This is a genomic window from Paenibacillus sp. FSL R7-0189 (genome assembly GCF_037969925.1).
GTDB classification, from domain to species: domain Bacteria; phylum Bacillota; class Bacilli; order Paenibacillales; family Paenibacillaceae; genus Paenibacillus_AQ; species Paenibacillus_AQ odorifer.
In genome coordinates this window covers 5,166,392-5,189,373 of the sequence record NZ_CP150223.1, presented here as the reverse complement: position 1 = coordinate 5,189,373, position 22,982 = coordinate 5,166,392, and the positions used below count along the sequence as shown (strand labels likewise).

At 44.2% G+C, this 22,982-nt stretch carries 22 protein-coding genes; 1 reads left to right on the top strand and 21 read right to left on the bottom strand.

The window, feature by feature from the left end:
• Positions 1-99: 99 nt before the first annotated feature.
• From MKY63_RS22715 to MKY63_RS22620, 20 genes are all read right to left on the bottom strand, one after another.
• Positions 100-483, bottom strand: coding sequence for a TIGR02530 family flagellar biosynthesis protein (locus tag MKY63_RS22715; protein WP_076100377.1), 384 nt, complete (start codon positions 481-483; stop codon positions 100-102).
• Positions 480-977 carry a flagellar hook capping FlgD N-terminal domain-containing protein gene (locus MKY63_RS22710; protein WP_036688543.1) on the bottom strand — a complete coding sequence of 166 codons (498 nt, stop codon included), beginning with the start codon at positions 975-977 and terminating at the stop codon, positions 480-482. Before MKY63_RS22710 ends, MKY63_RS22715 begins: the two co-directional genes overlap by 4 nt.
• 33 nt (positions 978-1,010) lie before the next feature.
• On the bottom strand, positions 1,011-2,492 hold the full coding sequence (locus MKY63_RS22705; RefSeq protein WP_076275225.1) for a flagellar hook-length control protein FliK: 1,482 nt from the start codon (positions 2,490-2,492) through the stop codon (positions 1,011-1,013).
• 24 nt (positions 2,493-2,516) lie between these two features.
• A complete protein-coding gene (locus tag MKY63_RS22700; protein WP_076275241.1) occupies positions 2,517-3,434 on the bottom strand; it encodes a kinesin in 918 nt (305 codons plus the stop codon).
• Positions 3,435-3,473: 39 nt separating this feature from the next.
• A complete protein-coding gene (gene fliJ, locus MKY63_RS22695) occupies positions 3,474-3,917 on the bottom strand; it encodes a flagellar export protein FliJ (RefSeq protein WP_038571963.1) in 444 nt (147 codons plus the stop codon).
• 9 nt (positions 3,918-3,926) lie between these two features.
• Positions 3,927-5,252 (bottom strand): flagellar protein export ATPase FliI, encoded by a 1,326-nt coding sequence (gene fliI / locus MKY63_RS22690; protein ID WP_235219563.1) that lies wholly within the window; start codon positions 5,250-5,252, stop codon positions 3,927-3,929.
• Positions 5,233-6,081 carry a FliH/SctL family protein gene (locus MKY63_RS22685; RefSeq protein WP_038571966.1) on the bottom strand — a complete coding sequence of 283 codons (849 nt, stop codon included), beginning with the start codon at positions 6,079-6,081 and terminating at the stop codon, positions 5,233-5,235. The genes fliI and MKY63_RS22685 overlap by 20 nt, the downstream gene beginning before the upstream one ends.
• Positions 6,074-7,090: a flagellar motor switch protein FliG gene (gene fliG, locus MKY63_RS22680; RefSeq protein ID WP_038571969.1), complete on the bottom strand. Its 1,017-nt coding sequence runs from the start codon at positions 7,088-7,090 to the stop codon at positions 6,074-6,076. Before fliG ends, MKY63_RS22685 begins: the two co-directional genes overlap by 8 nt.
• Before the next feature lie 4 nt (positions 7,091-7,094).
• Entirely contained in the window at positions 7,095-8,681 is a 1,587-nt protein-coding gene (gene fliF, locus MKY63_RS22675) for a flagellar basal-body MS-ring/collar protein FliF (RefSeq protein WP_076106359.1), read from the bottom strand.
• Positions 8,682-8,715: 34 nt separating this feature from the next.
• On the bottom strand, positions 8,716-9,027 hold the full coding sequence (fliE, locus tag MKY63_RS22670) for a flagellar hook-basal body complex protein FliE (protein WP_036688553.1): 312 nt from the start codon (positions 9,025-9,027) through the stop codon (positions 8,716-8,718).
• A 33-nt stretch (positions 9,028-9,060) separates the two neighbouring features.
• A complete protein-coding gene (flgC, locus tag MKY63_RS22665; RefSeq protein ID WP_036688555.1) occupies positions 9,061-9,507 on the bottom strand; it encodes a flagellar basal body rod protein FlgC in 447 nt (148 codons plus the stop codon).
• Positions 9,508-9,513: 6 nt separating this feature from the next.
• The gene (gene flgB / locus MKY63_RS22660) at positions 9,514-9,921 is read right to left on the bottom strand and encodes a flagellar basal body rod protein FlgB (RefSeq protein ID WP_038571975.1); all 408 of its coding nucleotides are present in this window, start codon (positions 9,919-9,921) and stop codon (positions 9,514-9,516) included.
• A gap of 390 nt (positions 9,922-10,311) precedes the next feature.
• A complete protein-coding gene (gene hslU / locus MKY63_RS22655; protein WP_038571978.1) occupies positions 10,312-11,712 on the bottom strand; it encodes an ATP-dependent protease ATPase subunit HslU in 1,401 nt (466 codons plus the stop codon).
• Between the two features lie 33 nt (positions 11,713-11,745).
• Complete coding sequence (hslV, locus tag MKY63_RS22650; protein WP_036688562.1) at positions 11,746-12,288, bottom strand: ATP-dependent protease subunit HslV; 543 nt, start codon at positions 12,286-12,288, stop codon at positions 11,746-11,748.
• 17 nt (positions 12,289-12,305) lie between these two features.
• Positions 12,306-13,670: an FADH(2)-oxidizing methylenetetrahydrofolate--tRNA-(uracil(54)-C(5))-methyltransferase TrmFO gene (gene trmFO, locus MKY63_RS22645; protein WP_036688564.1), complete on the bottom strand. Its 1,365-nt coding sequence runs from the start codon at positions 13,668-13,670 to the stop codon at positions 12,306-12,308.
• A gap of 26 nt (positions 13,671-13,696) precedes the next feature.
• Positions 13,697-15,796 (bottom strand): type I DNA topoisomerase, encoded by a 2,100-nt coding sequence (topA, locus tag MKY63_RS22640; RefSeq protein ID WP_036688567.1) that lies wholly within the window; start codon positions 15,794-15,796, stop codon positions 13,697-13,699.
• A gap of 36 nt (positions 15,797-15,832) precedes the next feature.
• On the bottom strand, positions 15,833-16,951 hold the full coding sequence (dprA, locus tag MKY63_RS22635) for a DNA-processing protein DprA (RefSeq protein WP_076106365.1): 1,119 nt from the start codon (positions 16,949-16,951) through the stop codon (positions 15,833-15,835).
• Positions 16,952-17,176: 225 nt separating this feature from the next.
• Positions 17,177-18,106: a succinate--CoA ligase subunit alpha gene (sucD, locus tag MKY63_RS22630; protein WP_036688571.1), complete on the bottom strand. Its 930-nt coding sequence runs from the start codon at positions 18,104-18,106 to the stop codon at positions 17,177-17,179.
• Between the two features lie 62 nt (positions 18,107-18,168).
• On the bottom strand, positions 18,169-19,329 hold the full coding sequence (gene sucC / locus MKY63_RS22625; RefSeq protein ID WP_038571984.1) for an ADP-forming succinate--CoA ligase subunit beta: 1,161 nt from the start codon (positions 19,327-19,329) through the stop codon (positions 18,169-18,171).
• 352 nt (positions 19,330-19,681) lie between these two features.
• On the bottom strand, positions 19,682-20,170 hold the full coding sequence (locus MKY63_RS22620) for a MarR family transcriptional regulator (RefSeq protein ID WP_235219564.1): 489 nt from the start codon (positions 20,168-20,170) through the stop codon (positions 19,682-19,684).
• Positions 20,171-20,312: 142 nt separating this feature from the next.
• Between MKY63_RS22620 and MKY63_RS22615 the strand changes: the two genes are divergently transcribed.
• Positions 20,313-20,741 (top strand): organic hydroperoxide resistance protein, encoded by a 429-nt coding sequence (locus MKY63_RS22615; RefSeq protein ID WP_076100366.1) that lies wholly within the window; start codon positions 20,313-20,315, stop codon positions 20,739-20,741.
• Between the two features lie 370 nt (positions 20,742-21,111).
• On the opposite strand, the gene MKY63_RS22610 is transcribed toward MKY63_RS22615, so the two are convergent.
• Positions 21,112-22,791 (bottom strand): YifB family Mg chelatase-like AAA ATPase, encoded by a 1,680-nt coding sequence (locus MKY63_RS22610; protein ID WP_076275223.1) that lies wholly within the window; start codon positions 22,789-22,791, stop codon positions 21,112-21,114.
• Positions 22,792-22,982: the final 191 nt, after the last annotated feature.

Genomic DNA, 22,982 nt, shown 5'->3' with positions numbered 1-22,982 from the left:
ATGTCCTCCCAGATTATAGAGTCCTAATAACTTTCCAAGTGAATTGGGACCGCGTCAGTCGGTCAGCGGCCGCCTCGGCTTTCCGTTAGGACCAGCCTATTATGAAATCACTATTGCACTATCGATTTGTGTAAATACATTATCTTTGATCGAGTTACCATCCATAGCAGTAACTACTGTGCGATTAGGAACGCTAACGATAAACGCCAAATCCTTCATTAATATCAAGGATTCTTTACTTCCCTTAGCAGCAGCTTTGTCCACAGCAGATGAAATTTGATCCAGCTGACCACTTCCAAGCTCTATCCCTCTTTGTTCTAGGCGCTTAGCAGCATGATTGCTGAATTTTAATAGTTTCTGTTGCAGCAAACTCTCAAAAGAAGCTCCCCCCGCCACAGACTGCTTAGGCAGCGAAGATCGTTGTAACGTTGTAGAATGCAGGGACGCAGGATACAGCTGGCCTATAGTAAGCCTGTCACTCATATGCTCGCCCCGCTTCCTCCGCTATTCTCCGGAGTATTACTATCTGTACCAGAACCGCTTTCTGGCGTTGCTGCGGCATTCTGAATTTGTGTAATATCGGTTAAAGCAATTCTGTCTTTTCCCACAACCGCATATTGAATACCATTGCTAACAACGATAGATTCAACATTACCTGTCTTAGGCAGCTTTGTGGCGGTGTCTGTCCATGTAATATCTTTACCAATCAACCCGGATACAGATCCAAGGGACTGATTCATAGCATTAAGCTGAGTAGAGATATTCATCAATTGCTCCACGGATGTGAACTGAGCCATTTGCGCAATAAATTCTTTATCTTCCATCGGTTGCATCGGATCTTGATTTTGCAGCTGAGTAATCAAAATCTTCAAAAACTGATCCTTACCTAAAGTAGAATTACCCGTTGTCCGTGCACTAGAGTCGGGAGTTGTATAATTCCACTGATCTTTAGTAGAGACCGGAACTGTTGTCGCCATAACCACTCACCTCTCTTTCGTTTGTTATTAGAGTTAAGCCTTAGCAGAAAAAGATCCACCTTGGGACTGATCTTCTTGTCCCGCATTTGAAACCCAGTCCTTCCATTCACCATTCAGCTCTGCGGCAAGAACGGCATCACTGGCTTCCTCTCTGCTTTCTTTGGAACGTCTACCCTGCTGTCCACTTCCGGAATTAGGTTGGCGTCCTTCCTGCCCCCATTGCGAATTAAGTGGGGTATTATTTTGCGTAACTTCCAGCTTCTCCACTTGAAGACCCTGAGATTGCAATGCAGCGCGAAGCTGGTTCATTTGTTGCTCCAGCATATCTTTAGCACCGGTATGTTCAGTCATGAACTGGGCAACTAAATGACCATTTTGCATTGTGATCTTAACATCAACTTGTCCGAGATTTTCTGGAAAAAGGGATATAGTCGCTTCAGCGATCCCACCTTTTTGCACAATCTCTAATTTGCCTGTAATGAAACCTGTCATTTCCTGAGCAAATTGCTGAACCGGAACAGGTGTTGCTGGCACTTCAGCCTTCAGGGGTGCTGTAATTCCTCCGCGCAGAGATAACTGACCCGCAGTAACAACCTCATGATCCCCTTCGTTAGCTGTAATTCCTAGCGTGGAATCTAGAGTGGATTCTGTTGACTTCGTTTCCCCGGTTACACCTGTCTTGATTAACGGCGTGTTCGCAGTCTCTGCTTCAGCTTCTTGCACAGTTCCTGAGGTCACTGGCGAGCTGGCAACCGTATCATTTTTCACTACAACAGCTTCTCCGGAACGATTGCTCACATTCTGAAGTGTTTTATCCGTTGGATTATTTTTGCTTTCAGTGATAGCAGGCTGTTCTACGGAAGAAACAGAAGCAGCATTCACATTGCTTGTCTTTCCCTTCCCTTTATTAGTGTTAGAGGAGGACTCTTCTAAAAGCGCTGTGAAATTATTCAATAAACTGATTCCCTTAGCTGCTACTTCCTCATTGCCACTCACTGCAGCTTCCTGAATCATAGAAACTAAACTTTGCAGGTCGTCTTGAACTGCAAATCTCAATGTATCAGCATTCTGTGCCAATGGGGACAAGCTTCCAGCCACTTCTGCTTCCGTTGTAGCAGTGCCATCTTCTGCGGCATGGCTTCCAGATAAAAGTGCAGATACCTGAAGAATCCAAGCCTGTAAGGCTACCAACAGAGCAGGATCACTACTGATACTTTCATCCAGCTTCTCAACATCAGCAGCAAGTTTTTCAAGGAGATCACCCTTCTGAGTGTCTTGCCCTGCTTGCTCTTCTCCAGTCGGCTGCACTTCCTTTAACAGGCCTTGCAGCAAAGAAGCTAGATTTCCCAATAGGGGTTCAGCTGGAGTCGACGAGGTGTTGGCATTGCCTCCCATGGTTTGTACCAGGGTTTGAGCAAATGGTGCAGCTGTCGTTGTTGTGCCCGTTGTAGTCGATGTACTCCCATTTACTGCAGTTGTGTTTGCACTCACAAGCGATTGAACGACTAAACTCATTTATTTTTCACCTCCTTTCCCTATCTATTTAGCACCCATCAGACGATTAACAATTTTCGCAGTTTGCGCGCTATCATTTTTAGTCATTTCTCCCAAAATAGATGAACGAACACTATCACTTACGGTATTCATAATCGTCACAACCTTATCAGGGCTAATCTTGTACATTTCTCCTAGTAACGATGCTGCATTAGCAGGAGTCATTGAACTGAAGGTCTGATTCAACTTTTCCTTATCCAAATTCGTACTGGTTGTCGCAGTTGCTGTTGTACCGGCGTCTTTCTTCAATCTAGATTGAAGAGCTGCAATCGCCATGTCACTCGAAGATGTAGTTTCTTTTAACTTTATCGTTACATCTGCAGCTTTTTGCGGATCCATTTTTTCCAAAATCGCAGTTTTACTCGCTTTACTCATGACACTGAAGATCTGCACCATTTCTTCTGTAGTTAAATTCTCCATGATCGGTGCAGCCTTTGAAGCTTTCATGCCCGCATACAGCTTAGCCAAATCAGAAACCTGTTTCTGATAAGGATCCTCAGCTTCTTCTGTGCTTCCCTCTGCGGTTTCAGCTTCCTTCTTCATTCCTTCAATCTGTGACTCTAGCGCCTGAACCTTGGTATCCTGGGCAGTTTTTTCATCTGTAACCTTCTTCAGGTTTTCTTCCTGCTGGGCGAGCTGAGCTTTAAGCTCCTTAATCGTTGTCGCTGAGCTCACTTCCTGCTTTTTGCTTTCTTCCTTCGGTTTAGAAGGATCTGCAGGCGGATCAGGAACCCATTTTTCCAGGATAGGAATTTTATTCGCAACTTCAAGTACATTATTACGAATGTCCATATTAAAAAGCGTCAACAGTACTCCAAGCAGTACTAGCGTGAATATAATCGGTATCATTAAGAATAAGAACCGCTCAAATTTCCCCGCTGACCCTTCATTTTCAAGTTCCATATCATTATCAATATTAGCCACTAGCGGAAACCTCCCGGGTTAGAGGGATTTCATCGCGAAGCGGACGGTTGCCATCTCATCCAGTTCGTTTTGTTCCCGTAAAATCATACTTTGCTGAAACAATGTCTCAGCCTTGTCTTTTGCCTTCAACCATACTTTTTCATCTAAAACCTTAGTGCTTAACTGATCTTGTTTCTTCTGGACTTCTTGATGTGCACGGCTAATGTCCGTATGCTTACGGGCAATGCATTTATCCAGATATTCCACATACTCCTGCATTTCACGAATCTTAACCATAGGTGTCTTTTGCTCTGCGGCATTTTGTAAGGATAGCATGATAGCACTCCGCTGAAAGATGAGTTCATCCAGGCTTCTTTCCTGTGCCTGCAATTCTCCAAGCGCGCTTGAGAGCATCCATTCTGCCTGTGTCTTCTCATTGCCCTTCAAGTCAACGACTTTTTGAAAAGTATAATGAAACCTCATAATACCGAATCAACTCCTTGAGAACTGTGAAATTAAAGACTGTTGAACTTCAGCCAGCGTAACTTTTTCATTCACCTTTTGTTTGGTGAAATCCCATATACTGTCGATAAATTCCATCGACTCGTCGATTTGAGCATTAGAGCCTCTCTGATAAGCTCCAATATTAATCAAATCCTCTGAATCCTTGTAAACGGCCATAAGGCGCTTCACATTCTCCGCTGCTGCAATCTGTTCTTCTGGAGCAATATCCTTCATTACTCGACTTATGCTGGAAAGAACATCTATTGCTGGAAAGTGTCCTTTGTTAGCAATGTTTCGATTGAGTACGATATGTCCGTCAAGTATTCCTCTGACTGCATCTGCGATTGGCTCGTTCATGTCATCACCATCAACTAGTACCGTGTAGAAGGCTGTTATAGAGCCTGTAGGACCTGTACCAGCACGTTCCAGCAGTTTGGGTAAGCTTGCAAACACCGAAGGTGTATATCCCCGCATGGCTGGCGGCTCTCCAACTGCAAGTCCAACTTCACGTTGGGCCATAGCATAACGGGTGACCGAATCCATCATCAGCATTACATTAAGGCCTCGATCGCGGAAATACTCGGCAATCGTTGTAGCGATAAGCGCACCTTTTATGCGAATCAATGCAGGTTGGTCTGAGGTAGCAACAATTACTACGGATCGCTGCAAGCCCTCTGGTCCCAAATCTCGTTCAATGAAATCCAATACTTCTCTGCCACGCTCACCAATCAGAGCAATAACATTTACGTCAGCTGATGTATTCCGGGCAATCATCCCCATCAAAGTACTCTTGCCGACCCCCGAGCCAGCAAAAATACCGACCCGTTGTCCCTTGCCAATCGTTAGCAAACCGTCAATCGCTCTCACACCGATACTAATGGGCTCCTGCACCCGCGGTCTATTAAGTGGATTGGAAGGAATATTAAAGGTAGAGCTATGTGGCATTCGTGCTGGAATGAGAGAGCCATCAAGCGGCTGCCCCAGACCATCCAGTACTTTTCCTAATAATTCAGAACCTACTTGCACGCTAAGCGGCTTACCAGTGCCCACTACATCACAACCAGGTCCAATCGCCTGCAGTTCACCAAGTGGCATCAATAGTACCTTGTTATCACGGAAACCAACGACCTCAGCTTGCAGCGGTTTGTTTCCTTTAGAAGGGTAGATGTAGCATACATCACCTATACTTGCGTCAGGACCTTCCGATTCAACCATTAGACCGATTACCTGCGTCACTTTCCCATTGATCCTCACCGGATCGAGATTACGAAGTTGCTCCTTATAACGGTTGCTATTAAGCATCGTCTTCCCCATTTCTCTGCTCATCGGTGTCCAGCGCAATTCTTACCAGCTCTTTTTTGATCTCTGCGAGCTGAGTGTCGATTCGAGCATCTATGCTGCCAAAGGAAGAGCGGATAACACATCCTTGGTCTTTTACCGTTGAGTCGGGCAAGATTTGCAGTTCAGCCTGTGAATCAACAGCTAGTGATAATTCTTCCCGAGCAGCATTCACAAAAGCGAACTGCGCTGGGGATACACAAAGTGAGATCAAACCCTGTTCTCGCTTACGAGCCAGATTTTTGCGAATTAAGTCCATTGCGAATTGTGGTTCTATCGTTAATTGCTTGTCCACAATTTTTTCTGCAATATCACAGCTTAACTCTACTAAAAAAGGCTCCGCTTCCTGAATAATAACTTCTCTAGCTTTATAAGCCTCAGTCAAAACAGCACGCGCTTCTTCCATCATCTCTGCAATCTTATGCTTCATCTCTTCCTCAGCCTGAGAAACACCTTCCTCATAACCTTGCTGATGAGCTTCAGCTTTGATAGCTTCGATCAGATGTTCATCCTGCTCACGCCGTTGTTTCCACCACTCTTCAGCCTCCGCTTTCGAGGACTCTACAATCTGTTCCGCTTCAAGAGATGCATTCCGAACCTGCTCTTCAGCAAAATCCTGAGCGTCCTTAAGCATTTGCTTACGCGTCTCTTCTGCCTCTTCACGTGCGGGATCATGATAGTCAGTCTCGCTTAAAGTCTCCTCGGGAACGGGCTCCTCAGTTAGGCCCGCATATTGCCGGGCCTGTTCCAATCTTTTAAAGACATCAACCGGAACATACTGGGAGTGTTTGATCAGCTTAGACAATGATGTCATCTCCTCCGCCACGAGCGATGATAATTTCACCAGACTCTTCGAGTCTGCGGATCGTGCCTACAATACGAGTCTGTGCTTCTTCAACATCACGCAGCCGCACAGGACCCATGTATTCCATTTCTTCTCGGAACGTTTCTGCCATACGCTTGGACATATTTCTGAAAATAACATCCCGTACTTCTTCGCTGGCAACCTTGAGAGCAAGCTGTAGATCCGCATTATCAATATCACGAATAATGCGTTGGATCGAACGATTGTCCACATTGACAATATCTTCGAATACGAACATCCGTTTCTTGATCTCTTCGGCAAGTTCTGGATCTTGAATTTCGAGAGAATCCAGAATCGTACGTTCTGTCCCCCGGTCAACCCCATTCAAGATTTGTACAATCGATTCGATACCACCAGCATTTGTATAATCCTGAGTTACTGTAGCGGAAAGCTTCTGCTCCAGCACACGTTCAATTTGCGTAATTACCTCCGGAGAGGTGCTGTCCATAACAGCAATTCTTCTCGCCACCTCTGCCTGCTTCTCTTGAGGAAGCGAGGAGAGGATTGCAGCAGCTTGTTCAAATTGCAGATAAGACAATACAAGTGCAATAGTCTGTACATTTTCATTCTGGATAAAGTTGAGAATCTGATTAGGATCCGCTTTTCGTGCAAAATCGAAAGGTCTTACTTGCAATGTTGCAGTCAGACGATTAATGACCTCCATTGCTTTTGTTGACCCAAGCGCTTTCTCCAGAATTTCTTTAGCGTAGTTAATACCGCCTTGTGATATATATTCCTGGGCGAGGCATATCTGATGGAATTCAGACATGATCGACTCTTTTTCACTGCTGTCCACTTTGCGAACATTGGCAATTTCAAGAGTCAGCTGTTCAATTTCCTCGTCTCTTAAATGTTTGAAAATTTGCGCCGATACCTCGGGCCCTAGTGTGATAAGCAGGATCGCAGCTTTTTGACGGCCACTAAGTCCCTGCTGGCTAGCCTTTGCCATTAGTTCACCTCTGTTCGTCTGCAAGCCATGTACGCAGCAGATTTACGAATTCGTCTGGCTTCTTCTTGGCCAAACTTTCCAATTGCTTACGAACTTGACTTTCATTCGTCACGCTCTCCAAGTTAATAGAAGGAAATTCAGTAGGAACCTGCAATGGAATGTCTTCATCTTCCTCTTCCACAGTCTGTTTACGACTCCGGTAGATTAGATATCCTCCACCTGCTCCAACCAGCAATGCTGCTGCTCCGATAGCCCATATCATCCAAGAAGCGAGACCACCTTTAACGGTGTTGGCATCGGTGCCACCAAATTGTTGCGAGTAGACCGAAACCTTTTTGGTCAAATCAGCGTCTGTATATGTAGTACCTGAATCTGCAAGAGAAGCGCGAACAATATTCACCAAAATATTTTGAATTGCAGCTGATGTTGCATCATCTAAAGTTTTTTCTCCTGAAGGTGGTTCAACTGCAACATTTATGGTTAAGTCTTTAACAGTATACGGACTAGCAATAACATCTTTAGTAATTCGGTTAACTTCGTAGTTCCTCGTTTCAGAAGATTCCTCCGAGGTAGAAGTATCCGCACCCGCATCAGAAGGATAGCCCGTAACATCTTGAGAACCAGTGCCAGCCACTCCGCCAGTCGTGTTTCCTTGACCCGAATACGAATTACTAATTATCTGTGAACTGATCTCAATCCCCTTCATGTTCTCTGTATCCACAGGGGTAACAAGATCTTCCTTCCGGTTTTCCTTGTCAAAGTTCAACTTTGAGAACACAAGAACATCCACTTTATCAGGACCGGTAAGAGTGCTAAGGAATTGTTTCACATTTTTCTTTACTTCTTCTTCGAATTTTTTCTGAAGAGCGAAGTTTTCTTCAACTTGGTTTGTGACACCAGCCTGTCCACCTTTAGCTGTTGGCATTAATTCAATTTCATTATTTGCAATGGTAATGTTGTCAATTGGCAAATTGGGCACAGCAGTTTTCACAAGATTGAAATACCCGTCAATATTGTCTTGAGTAGGTCTAAATCCTGGATCAAATGAAAGCACAACGGATGCAGATGCCTGCTCCTGATCAGCCTGTGAGGCAAAAACTGTCTCTTTAGGCAAATTAATCAGCACTTTTGCATCTTTAATCCCTTGCATGCGTCTCATTAACTGTTCAACTTCACCGTTTAATGCATTATTGTACTTCACGTTAAACTCGCTATCTGTTGTACCAATCATCGATGAGTTTTCATCAAAGACTTTATATCCGATAGAACCACCTTGAACAATCCCCTGAGAACCGATATCCACCTTGACCCGAGCTGCTTCTGTACTTGGTACAGAAATACTCTTTCCATCTTGACTTAATCGGTATGAAACACCTGCTGAATCTAAGGCTTTCATTACTCCAGCCGAATCCGTACTGTCCAAATCTTGAAATGCTACTTCATATTCTGTTTTTGAAAGCTGCATGGTCATAACTACGATTATTATTAGAATGATAAACAATGTTGAAAAGAATAAAATCTTCTGTTTACCACTAAATCTGTTCCAATACAAGAGAACCTTCTCCCGATATTGGGCAAATCTTTCATTCACAGTGTCACCCCATCCGAAACTAAGCTAGGATTTATTATATTTGAGTTCTCATAATTTCTTGATAGGCTTCAATCACTTTGTTCCGGACTTGTGTAGTCAACTGTAAACTCAGTAGAGCCTGTTGGGAAGAAATCATCACTTCGTCAATGTTCACTTCTCCCAATACAAATTTATTACTCATATCCTTAGCTTGTTGTTCCTGATCAGCCACTTTATTGAGCGCATCCTCAAGATAAGAGCCAAAGCTCTCCATCGAATTAGCAGGAGTGGATGAAACTTCGGAAGATGTCGGTTTCATAGCAAGCTGCTGTACAGCCTGAACCCCATTAGATATATTCTGTATCAACTGTTTCCCCCCCTTAAGTTAATTAACATTCATTTATCTACCAATTTCGAGTGCCTTGCTTACCATAGCCTTGGATGCATTAAGCATCGTGACATTGGCATCATAAGAACGAGATGCAGATAACATATCAACCATTTCTTTGGTAATGTCTACGTTTGGCATATAGACATATCCTTCAGCATCCGCATCAGGATGGCTCGGATTGTATACCGGTTTCAATGGTGAAGTATCTTCTATGATCGACTGCACCTTAACCCCTTCATTGCTATTGTTCATTTTCGAATTTAGTATATTCGAGAATTTATTACTTTCGTTCGTTTCCAAAACAACCAACTTACGTCGGTAAGGAACAGCCTTGCCATCAACCACGGATGCTCTTGTAGTTTCAGCGTTGGCTACGTTGGAAGAAATTACATCCATCCGCAACCGTTGAGCCGTTAATGCAGATGCGCTGATCCCAAAACTACTACCAAAGTTCATACTCTCTTATCCTCCTTGAATTACGGCTCGCATCATCGAAATCTGGCTGTTAATCTGTTCAACATAAGAACTATACCTAAGCTGGTTCTCTGCGCTTAACGCCATTTCGCGATCTACATCCACATTATTGTCGTTATTGTTCATAGAGGTAGTTTCATCAGTATTCTCAACAGCAGCGGGAACAATTGTGTTGCTGCCAAATTGATAATGCCGGGTATCCGAAACTTTCGCTCTAAGTGTAGATTGGATTCCACTTTCCTGTTGTTGCAGGATACTTTCGAATGAAACATCAGAACGTTTGAAATTGGGCGTATCTTGATTAGCCACGTTATTTGCTAGAGCACTTTGTCGTTTATAGGCAGCATCAATGCCTCCCTGCAATCGTTGAAAACTGACACTATTCAGCAATCCCAAGACAATTCCTCCTTTCAAAGCTATCATAATGAAAAGAATTCCACAACTTCCATCAAAAAACCTGCTTGCTTTCGACAAATAAAGAAGAAAAATACTCAAAATTTACGGTATTCCGTCGAACGCTGTCGCAATGAATAACATTTAGCATTTTCACATACATTGATTTTCATTTAATTTGTATATTATTACAATAAGAAATAAGCCCTATCTTTTTAGAAAAGACAGGGCTTTTAGCACTTTATTACTATTTATTTACATTTTTAACTCATTATTTTCTTTTTAATTGCATGTTTTGACATATTTTTACGTTTTCACGACACCAATTTGTAATTTATCTAATCCGTTATGCCCAAATTCAAAATACATAGATTTTTTGTTTTTTTTGTCACATTAAAGAATATACTGACTTAAATCACGATCCTGAGCTATACTTGCCAATTTCTCGCGCACATACTCCGGGGTAATAACCATTTTCTCCAAAGTCAGCTCAGGTGCTTCAAAAGAAAGATCCTCTAACAGCTTCTCCAAAATAGTATGAAGACGCCGTGCACCTATATTCTCCATATTTTGATTCACTGAAGCCGCTATTTTGGCAATCTCATGTATAGCATCCTTCTGGAATTCCACTTCTAAATTTTCTGTTTTAAGCAGATTCACATATTGTTTAGTTAAAGCATTCTCCGGTTCCGTCAAAATAGAAACGAAATCCTCTAACGTTAGACTGCTCAGCTCTACGCGAATCGGAAAACGGCCTTGAAGTTCTGGAATCAAATCTGAAGGCTTAGCAATATGGAAAGCTCCGGCAGCCATAAAGAGTACATAGTCCGTCTTCACAGGACCGTATTTCGTCATAATGGTCGAGCCCTCTACAATCGGCAAAATATCCCGTTGCACGCCTTCACGCGACACATCCGGTCCAGACCCTTTTCCCTGACTTGCTACTTTATCGATTTCATCGATAAAAATAATGCCTGATTGTTCAGCCCGAGTCACGGATTCCTGGATCACATCATCCATATCAATCAGCTTGGCCGCCTCATCCTGAATGAGTACCTTGCGCGCTTCGCGAATAGGAAGCTTACGTTTCTTCGTCCGCTTAGGCAGCAAACTGCCGAACATCTCTTGCATATTCATACCCATTTGGTCGTTACCTTGACCTGCAAACATATCCATCATAGTTGGCGCTGTATCCTCAACATCAATTTCAATGATGTCATCTTCCAGCTGACCAGCTAACAGCTTAAATCTAACCCCACGGCGGCGTTCACTTAAACTTCCATCCTGCTCAGTGTCTTCTTTAGAGTCCTCTTGTGCAGAATTTCCTCCAAAAATCATCTCGAAAGGATTCTTTTGTGATTTATTTTTGGAAGAGGAAGGGACCAATATAGAAACGATCCGCTCATTAGCCAGTTCTTCCGCACGATCCTTAACCTTCTCCGTACGCTCAAGCTTGACCATACGAATAGAAGTCTCTACCAGATCACGAACCATAGATTCCACATCTCGACCTACATAACCGACCTCAGTGAATTTAGTAGCCTCCACTTTGATGAACGGTGCATTAACAAGCTTTGCTAGACGCCGGGCGATCTCTGTCTTACCCACACCTGTAGGTCCGATCATCAGGATGTTCTTAGGGACGACTTCATCACGCAGTTCCTCTGCTAGCAGACTGCGCCGATACCGATTACGGAGCGCAACAGCTACCGATTTCTTGGCTTGCTTCTGACCTACGATATATTTATCCAATTCGGCTACAATTTGACGGGGTGTAAGCGATTGATTCACCATCGTGAATTCCTCCTTGTCTCTATGGCACTGAGTCTATAATTGTTCTACAATAATGTTGGAATTAGTGTACACACAAATTTCAGATGCTACCTGAAGCGATTCTCTAGCAATATCCGCAGCGGAAAGATTGGGTGCATGACGTTTGAGTGCTCGACCTGAAGCCAGCGCAAAATTACCACCGGAACCAATCGCAAGAACGTCATCATCCGGTTCGATAATTTCACCATTTCCGGAGATCAGGAGCATTCCTTCCTTATCCATAACAATCATCAAAGCTTCAAGCTTCCGAAGAATACGATCTTGACGCCAGTCCTTCGCTAATTCAACTGCAGCCCGCTGCAGGTTCCCATGATGCTCCTCCAGCTTGCCCTCGAATTTTTCGAATAGGGTAATAGCATCCGCAACGGACCCCGCAAAACCTGCTATTACTTGTCCTCTGTACAGGCGACGGACTTTTCTGGCCGTCGTCTTCATAATAACACTCTCTCCGAATGTAACCTGTCCATCACCTGCTATAGCTGCCTGTCCGTTATGTCTTACAGCACAAATTGTAGTCGCATGAAAGCTGGGTACCATGATTGTAAGTTACCTCCTTAAGATGGGCTTTGTTCGCTATCGACAACCTCCGGCTCCGAATAAGCGAGTCCTGTACGGTTGGCATACTCGGCAAGACTGTCCAGAGCGCGATGAGCTAACATTTCATTCTTTTCCTTCTTATTGCGGATCTTCTTCTCTACCTTCGGCAACAGACCGAAATTGGCATTCATAGGCTGAAAATGCTCTGGATCGGCTGAAGTAATATAAGCTGGCATGCTGCCTAGAACAGTATCCTGCGGGAAGATCAGTCCTTCCTGTCCGAGTGCTGCCCGTGCAGCATTAATACCAGCTATGAGCCCGGAAGCAGCTGATTCAACATAACCTTCTACACCTGTCATCTGTCCAGCAAAAAAGAGTCTTTCCTTGCCTTTCATCTGATAGGTAGGGTGCAGAAGTTTAGGAGAATTAATAAATGTATTTCTGTGCATCACACCATAACGAACATATTCAGCATTCTCAAGACCTGGGATCAGCGAGAATACACGCTTCTGCTCGCCCCATTTCAAATGGGTCTGAAAACCAACAAGATTGTAAAGTGTGCCTGCAGCGTTATCCTGACGGAGTTGCACAACCGCGTAAGGAAGTTTACCTGTATGCGGATTGATAAGTCCTACTGGCTTCATTGGGCCAAATAACGCTGTTTGCTTGCCGCGTTTCATCATGATTTCGATAGGCATACAGCCCTCAAAGTATATTTCTTTCTCAAAATCTTTGAGTGCTGCTGTCTCAGCAGAAATCAACGCATCATAAAACACGTCGAACTCCTCTTCTGTCATCGGACAGTTCAGATAAGCCGCTTCACCTTTATCATAACGGGAAGCCAAATATACCTTGTTCATATCAATGGTGTCTTTCTCAACAATCGGTGCTGCTGCATCATAGAAGTAGAAATACTCTTCACCCAGCAGCCCTTTTATTTCAGCGGATAATGCCGGTGAAGTTAGGGGACCAGTTGCAATAACAACAATCCCCTCCTCCGGTATATGCGTAAGTTCTTCATTTATGACTTCAACGAGCGGATGATTATGCAAAGTATGGGTGATCTCACCTGAGAATCCGTCCCGATCTACGGCGAGTGCTCCTCCTGCGGGTACCGCGTGTCGGTCAGCAGCACCTAATACCAGAGAGTTCAAACGCCGCATTTCTTCCTTCAATACACCTACAGCATTTCCTAATCCATTCGCACGCAAGGAGTTGCTGCATACCAGTTCAGCAAATTGATTCGTGTGATGGGCTGGCGTCTTTACTACAGGTCTCATCTCATATAATCTTACCGGTACTCCTAGTGATGCTATTTGCCAAGCGGCTTCGCTTCCTGCGAGGCCCGCTCCAATTACTGTTACTTTTGCTGTATCTGACACTGTCTTTTTTCCTCCCATAGAGACTATTAATCTGCTAATTCTTCTTCGTTGTCTAGAACCGCCTCTGTATGATCACAAGACGTACATTGTAGCTTGGTTCCTTGCTTATTACGTTTCTCAATCATCCAAGATCCACATGATGGACATGGTTTTATAGAAGGTCTATCCCATGAAACGAAATCACAACCAGGGTACTGGTCGCAGCCATAGAAAACACGCCCTTTTTTGCTGCGTCGCTCCACAACCTTACCTTCATGACATTTAGGGCAAGTTACGCCAATATCCTTGATAATCGGTTTTGTGTTTCGGCAATCAGGAAAGCCAGAGCATGCTAGGAATTTTCCAAAGCGACCCAGCTTATACACGAGAGGTTTGCCGCATTTCTCACAGATCTCATCAGAGACTTCATCTTCAATCTCAATTTCTTTCATCTCTTCTTCCGCGAACACCAAACGCTTCTCAAACGATTCGTAAAACTCTGCAAGAACCTTTACCCAGTCTTCTGAGCCCTCTTCCACATGGTCAAGATCACCTTCCATGTTCGCGGTGAATTCAACGTTTAGGATTTCCGGGAAAAATTGCTCCATCTGCTCTATAACAAGCTCGCCAAGTTCGGTTGGCATGAATTTTTTCTCTTCAATAGCCACATACCCACGCTTCTGGATGGTTTCCAGCGTTGGGGCATATGTACTTGGACGGCCTATACCCAGCTCCTCAAGCGTCTTTACAAGTCTTGCTTCCGTATATCGTGGAGGCGGTTGTGTAAAGTGCTGCTTAGGCTCGATCTCCTGCTTATTTAAAGCATCTCCCGCTTGAAGCGGCGGCAAATACTTGTCTTCATCTGTAGTTCCGTCATCGTTGCCTTCTACATAAACCTTCATGAACCCGGGGAATGAAACCTTCGAACCAACAGCTCTGAATGTAGCAGTACCTGCAGCAATATCGACCGAAAGCGTATCCAGCAGGGCAGAAGACATCTGACTTGATACGAATCGCTCCCACACTAGCTTGTAGAGACGGAATTGATCACGGCTCAAGAACTCTTTGACCATTTCAGGTTCGCGTAATGCCGAGGTAGGACGAATCGCTTCATGCGCTTCCTGTGCTCCAGCTGCCTTTTTAGAATACTGCCGTGGGGATTCTGGCAAGAACTTCTCACCATACTTAGCTGTTATAAGCTCTTTAGCTTCATCCTGAGCGGTGACAGAGAGACGCGTGGAGTCTGTACGCATATAAGTGATCAAACCTACGGTACCTTCTTTACCGAGTTCCACACCTTCGTATAGCTGCTGTGCAACAGACATTGTCTTAGCGGCACGGAATCCAAGCTTTCGAGCTGCTTCCTGTTGTAGGGAGCTGGTGGTAAAAGGAGCCGAAGGATGACGTTGTCTTTCCTTCTCCTTCACATCACTCACCTTAAAAGATGCGTTCTTAATGGCTTCAAGAACCTCCTGAACATCACTTTCCTGGTTCAGTTCTTTTTTCACACCATTCAGCTTATGAAACTTAGCTTCAAAGACGGAATCCCGGATTCCAAGCTTCGCTGTTATGCTCCAATATTCGGTGGGTACAAAAGCGGAGATTTCATTCTCACGATCCATAATGATCTTCACGGCAACGGATTGTACACGTCCAGCAGATAAACCTTTTTTGACTTTCTTCCATAATAGAGGGCTAATCTTGTACCCTACCAGTCGATCCAGAATACGTCTAGCCTGCTGTGCATTCACGAGATCCATATTAATCTTACGCGGTGTCTTAAAAGCATCTTTTACCGCTTGTTTGGTGATCTCATTAAAAACAACTCTGCATTCTTGTGTATTATCTAAATCCAGCGCATGCGCCAAATGCCAAGCAATTGCTTCCCCTTCGCGGTCGGGGTCAGCTGCGAGATAAACTTTTTTAACTTTTTTACTAGCGTCTTTCAATTCCTTCAATATAGATCCTTTACCGCGGATAGTAATATATTTGGGACTGAAATCATTCTCCACCTCAACACCAATTTGACTCTTCGGTAGATCTCTAATATGTCCCATTGATGCCTTTACAATATATTTACTACCTAGATATTTGCCAATTGTCTTCGCTTTTGCAGGCGACTCGACAATAACTAATGCATCTGCCATAGACTCTTCCTCCTCGTTAACACTCGCACCTCTATATTAAATTACCTTATAAATAGCTCCTGGTAATTGTGTTACCGCTTTTTTTATGATTAAAGATAACAGAACTGAATGCAAATGTCCAAAATCCCATCCTGTTCTTACAAGCAGATCGTCCAATATAAAAGGGCCTTGATGCAGTATATGGTATAGGTGAGACTCCTCATTTGTCAATTTCTTTTCAATCATAAAGTCGTCTGCTGTCTGTTCGGTAGTGCTATTATTCCCTGTTTTTATTACGTTTGTCGGCAAATAAGAAGTATATTCTTCTATAATATCTAATCCACTGGTTACCAGCTTTGCACCCTGTTTGATAAGCTCTAACGCCCCTCTGCTTTTAGGTGATGTAATAGGTCCAGGCACTGCGAAGACATCCCTTCCAGCTTCCAAGGCAGCATCGGCTGTAATAAGTGATCCACTGCGACTGTCAGCCTCCACGACCACTGTCCCCCGTGATAAACCTGCTATGATCCGATTACGCTGTGGAAATAATCCAGGATGACTTTTAGTTCCAAGAGGATACTCTGTGATGACAAGCCCTTCCTGAGAGATACGCCGCTCCAGCTCAATATTCTCAGTTGGATAGACTTTGTCCAACCCTGTTGCCACTACCGCTATCGTCCCTCCACCGCTTCTTAGCGCCGCTTCATGACAAATGCTATCGATCCCCCTCGCAAGCCCGCTAACCACCGTTAGACCTGCTGCACTAAGCTCCTCCGCGAGAATCTCCCCTACCTTTCGTCCATATGCTGTTGGCACACGAGTGCCAACCATCGCCACACTAGGAGTTGATAACAGTTCCAATCGACCTCGATAATAAAGGATCCACGGTGGCTGTGTCGTCTCCTTCAACAAAACAGGATAAGCCGCATCAAACACAGTTACCATCTTCACTGCACATTCTTCCATTAATAAGCGCCTTTTGGCGATCCACTCTAACGTATATATGGAAGCAAGATAATTCGACAGCTTTCTGTTCAATCCGATCGTTTCCCAATCTTTTGCACTACAGGAAAATGCTCGTTCTGACATTAAGCCGGCTCTGCGGATCTTGTCGATACTCTTCCAGCCAATCCCCTCCACTTCATTAAAACCAAACAGCAGATCTTTTTCTTCCATATAAGCTTACTCTCCTTTAATGGAAGGGTTAGCCTTCCCTATTTTGTAACATGAATTTGATGAATGCAATATTATCTTGTAATTCAATATTTTTCTATGTTAAAAAAACAAAAAAAGCAACCTTTCATCCCTTGGATAGGAACAAAAGGTTGCTTACCTCTGAAATAATTATACACGAAAGAAGCCCACTCGCGTAGAGTGAATTCCTTCAATTAAATAAAATAATTAATGCGTTGTAAATGCGCTAAGAATACCGCGTTCTTCAAGCACACTCACAAGCGTTGAGCCCATTTCGGCAGGTGTAGGAGCGACCTTGATTCCGCACGATTCAAGTACGGCAATTTTCTCACTCGCTGTTCCTTTGCCTCCGGAAATAATAGCACCCGCATGCCCCATACGTTTGCCAGGAGGGGCAGTAGCACCGCCAATAAACCCTACAACCGGCTTAGTCATATGCTCACGAATCCACTCTGCTGCTTCTTCCTCTGCGGTTCCGCCAATTTCACCAATCATGATGACTGCCTTTGTACCCGGATCCTCATTAAAAAGCTTCAGAATATCAATAAACTCCGAGCCTTTAACAGGGTCTCCGCCAATACCTACAGCTGAAGATTGCCCGATTCCACGCGTGGTCAGCTGATGAACAGCCTCATAGGTTAGAGTTCCGCTGCGCGAGACAACACCTACATACCCTGGCATATGAATATAACCCGGCATAATTCCTATTTTGCATTCCCCAGGAGTGATAACTCCCGGACAGTTGGGTCCGATCAATACAGTAGAGCGCCCCTCCATATAACGGGACACCTTTACCATATCAAGCACTGGAATCCCTTCGGTAATACAAATCACCAAGTCGAGTTCTGCGTCCACGGCTTCCATTATGGAGTCTGCTGCGAATGCTGGCGGTACATAGATTACACTAGCGGTTGCGCCTGTAGCCGCCTTAGCAGCTACAACAGTATCGAATACCGGAAGGCTAACCTCACTGCCATTTTCAAGCGTGATATTGACAGATGTTCCACCTTTACCCGGTGTTACCCCTCCAACCATCTGTGTTCCATAATCCAGCGCACCTTTAGTATGGAACAAACCCGTTGATCCTGTAATTCCTTGCGTGATAACTTTCGTATTTTTATCTACAAGAATGCTCATGCCTTAAGTCACATCCCTACTTATATTGTCAAATACGATAACTGGCTTCCTAAATCAGGCCATTATTGCACAAGAGACACAATCTTACGGGCACCGTCCGCCATAGAATCAGCAGCAACAATATTAAGTCCCGATCCAGCCAAAATCTGCTTGCCTAATCCAACATTTGTTCCCTCAAGACGCACAACCAGCGGTTTGGTCAAACCCAGTTGACTAGCCGCTTCTACAACACCGTTAGCGATAACATCACAGCGCATAATACCGCCGAAAATATTAACAAAAATCCCGTTCACCTTTTCATCCGATAAAATGATTTTAAAGGCTTCTGTTACCTTCTCGGTCGTTGCACCGCCCCCTACATCCAGGAAGTTGGCGGGTTCGCCCCCATAATACTTAATAATATCCATAGTCGCCATCGCGAGACCTGCACCGTTTACCATGCACCCAATATTGCCATCAAGCGCAATATAGCTAAGGTCATACTTCGAGGCTTCGATTTCCTTTAAATCCTCTTCATCCAAATCCCGCAGCTCTAGAATATCCTTATGACGGAACAAGGCATTGGAATCAAAATTCAGTTTGGCATCCAGTGCCATCACATTCCCATCCGCAGTCACTACCAATGGGTTAATTTCGGCAATAGAGCAATCTTTATCCACGAAAGCTAAATATAGCGCTTGCATGAATTTCACAGTTTTGCCTACCAGCTCATTGGGAATAGAGATGCTGTAAGCCAGCTTGCGCGCCTGGAAAGTCTGCAAACCCACTGCCGGATCAATGATCTCTTTAAAAATTTTCTCCGGATGTGTTGCAGCTACTTCTTCAATCTCAGTACCGCCTTCTTCAGAAGCCATCATGACCACTCGGCCAGTTCCTCTGTCAACTACGATACCAATGTAATACTCCTTAACAATTTGACAACCCTCTTCAATGAGCAGTCTTTTTACTACCTTACCCTCCGGTCCAGTCTGGTGAGTTACTAGAGTCTTTCCAAGAATCTCAGTTGCGTAACTACGCACCTCATCGATATTCTTAGCAACCTTTACTCCTCCAGCTTTACCGCGTCCACCTGCGTGAATCTGAGCTTTAACTACAACAACTGGTGTGCTCAGTGACTCTGCGGCTTCTACCGCTTCCTCCACTGTATAAGCTACTTTTCCATTCGGTACGGCTACACCGTACTTCTTAAGCACTTCTTTTCCCTGATACTCGTGGATATTCATAGCGGTAGCCTCCTAAAGTAGCGTGGTGACTAAACAGGCAGCCTGTCGTCATCTCGCTTTCCGTTTTGATTGCCGCGGGGTTAGGGATAGGCTGATGTTATACATGCAGCACTATTCCGGAACCAGCAGAAACTGATCTACCACTCGTAAAAAGAATGGCACTATTTCTGCAAGAGACATTGTGTAAATCTATAAGACTAAGCTTATATTTACCTATATGCCATACAAAGGAACCCAGAATAGTGTAACATGTTTTTAAAACGCTTACCTTAAATATATTCATGATTTGTACACATTTTTTCGCTTGATTTCATGCCGAAATGCGAACGATCGCATTGACTCCTTACTACGCTTACTTTTTACTATCTTGAATATTAGCTTCGTGAACACGATTCAGTAAGTCTTTAAACTGATCAAGTAGCTCTATGGATTCATTATTAGTCAGTGTCGTTTCTTCCATCATTTTGCCGGGAATACACACGGCATCACTTTGGAGTGCCCAGCCTTGTTTCGTTAGTGAGATTAATACTTTTCGCTCATCCTGCATCGAGCGTTCACGTATAATTAGGCCTGCAGCTTGCAAGCGTTTCAATAGCGGAGTCAGCGTTCCTGAATCCAAAAATAACGCCTCACCAATCTCTTTCACTGTACATTGCTGCCGTTCCCATAACACAAGCATTACTAAGTATTGGGAGTAAGTTAAACCGATCTTATCCAAATACGGTTGGTACAGCTTTGTAATCTCACGCGAGCAAGCATAAATGGTAAAACAGAGCTGATTTTCGATCAGCAGCTCTGGGGTTGTAGTCATTTTCTGCATATCTTCTTCACTCATTTTCATATTTATTCACCCGCCTTATCTCTTTATTTTATCATAATTCACTCACACATCATAATAATAGCAAAAAATTAATTTGACTTTTATATTAATTGTGATAAATTAGATTGTACACAAACTAATTAATGAATAGGAGAGATTTATTATGATGACAATTCAACAAAAGATGTATGAAACCACAGTTAAAGCGGTTGGGGGAAGAAACGGTTATATAGAATCAGAAAGTCCTAAACTCAACCTTACGATCAGTACACCACGCGAAATGGGTGGCGCCGGTGGTGAAGGTACTAATCCTGAACAATTATTCGCAGCTGGCTACTCCGCTTGTTTTGACAGTGCCCTAAACATGGTTGCTCGACTTGGCAAAGTGAAGATTGAAGGCAGCGAAGTTACGGCTACTGTTAGCTTTGGTAAAGTTGAAGATGGCGGGTTCGGCATTGCGGTTAAGCTTGACGTGCTGGTTAAAGGCGTTGACAGAGAAACCGCAACATCTTTGGTAGAAGCTGCCCATGGCGCATGTCCTTACTCCCGTGCTACTCGTGGCAATATCGAAGTAGAATTGAATGTACTGTAAGAAATTATAGAGAAAAATGTATGTGAAATTCACTAAACGATCTAACCTTCGTTTGAATACGTGGCATTTCGCATTCGAAGTAGCTAACGGACACAGTTGATCTTAAACGCAACTTAATCCCATATTTGGAATGCTATCGGACCTCATGGAAGCTATTGGAATGAAAATCACCCAATATAACCTTCTTCCGAAGGAATAGCGTCTCCAGAGTCCGAACCTACGCTCCAAGGGCTAAAAACTTGCAAATAACGTCCTCTAGGTCCGTTCCGTAAACATCAGAGGATAATAATGATTCGGCGGTGTTCGTAACTAACGGTCCATAATATAGAGCAGCGATTCTCCCATAACGGGAATCGCTGCTCTTTTATCTTTATTCCTCCGCTATTACCTGCCGATCCAGATTACGGTATTGCACAGCTTCCGCGAGATGTGCAGAAGAAATATCCTGTGCACCCTCTAGATCAGCTATGGTACGGGATAGCTTAATAATCCGATCATGCGCTCGCATGCTTAGACCTAAATTCTCCAAAATGTCATACAGCATTTGAGCACTCTCTCGGTTTAGGCTCGCATATTTCCGAAGGGAAGCACCGGAAAGTTCACTGTTCCATGAAATCGCCAGTCGTTTGTAACGTTTAGCTTGGATGGCCTGAGCAGCCAACACCTCCGCACGCATATCTGCTGACGATAAAACATGCCCCTGCCGATCCCATTCCTTCGGGCGGGGAACATCAACCTGTAAGTCGATCCGATCCAATAAAGGACCAGATATTTTTGCCCGATATTGGGCAATCCTGGCAGGACTACAGGTACAATTTTGCTGGGAGATACCGCTTCCAAAAAAGCCGCAGCTGCACGGATTCATCGATGCAGCGAGCATGAATTTGGCAGGAAAAGTAAAGGAAGCTCGGGCACGACTTATAGTAACCACCCCATCTTCGAGGGGCTGTCGCAGCACTTCAAGTACATTCCGGGAGAATTCTGGCAATTCATCCAGAAACAGAATACCTCGATGTGCAAGACTTACCTCACCTGGCTTGGGAATACCGCCCCCTCCAATTAATCCGGCAGAAGATATCGTGTGGTGTGGAGAACGAAATGGACGACTTCGCAGCAAACCGTTGTGTGCATCCTTCAAATTTCCAGCCGCACTAAAAATTTTGGTTACCTCCAGCGCCTCACTGTCCGACAATTGCGGAAGGATACTGGGAAGGCGTTTGATCAGCATCGTTTTGCCTGTGCCAGGTGGACCGATGAGCATAATATTATGCATTCCTGCAGCCGCGATAGTTAATGCTCTTTTCACATGTTGCTGTCCAAGCACATCACTGTAATCATCCATGATCTCATTAGCTTCGGAAGAAGCAGCCTCAGAATCAGAATATATAGGGTTATATTTGAGATGCTCTACAGAAAGAACAAGCACCGGAGGTTGTTCTTTTGCCCCCGCCCCCATACTCACGGATACAGGAAAAGGAAGTGGTGATCCTTCAGATTCTTCTATAGGAACTAGCTTATCTATAATCGGACCAAAGCTGGCCACAGGTTCAGCAGCATTCACTAACGCTTGCAAATGGTTGAGGGTATAAACATTCATGCCACTAATTAAAGCGGCTTCTGCCGCATTGCCCTGCGGGAGCAGAACGGCTTTAAACCCGCTTTTACGCGCTGCTTCAACCATCGGCAGCACACCCGATACCGGACGCAGACTGCCGTCGAGCGCAAGCTCTCCAATTAAAAGCATCTCTTGAGCTGAAGGCATAATCAACTGGCCACTAGTTATCAGTATGCCTAAAGCAATCGCTAGATCAAAAGCGGAACCTTCTTTACGCAGGTCAGCTGGGGCAAGATTGATCGTAATACGCTGCTGTGGATAGCGGTAACCGCAATTTTTAACGGCAGCCCTAACTCGTTCAACAGCCTCGCGAATTGCTGAATCTGGTAAGCCAATGATATTCGTCTGCGGCAATCCATTTGCAAGATCGATTTCCACACCAATCATTACCCCTTCAATCCCATACAGACACGCGCTAAACATTTTCCCATACATAATAAAAACACCTCATCTCCTGAAATACACCCTAATTTGGGGTGTCATAGCTTCAAGAAAAAAGGTGCTTCCTTATTTTCCAAATATATATTAGCTGTTAAGTACATTATAGAAGTTGTGTCCTAACGCAATCTGTGAGCAATTTATCTTTAGAATAAGAAATTCAAGTTTTACATAAAAGCGAAAGCGCA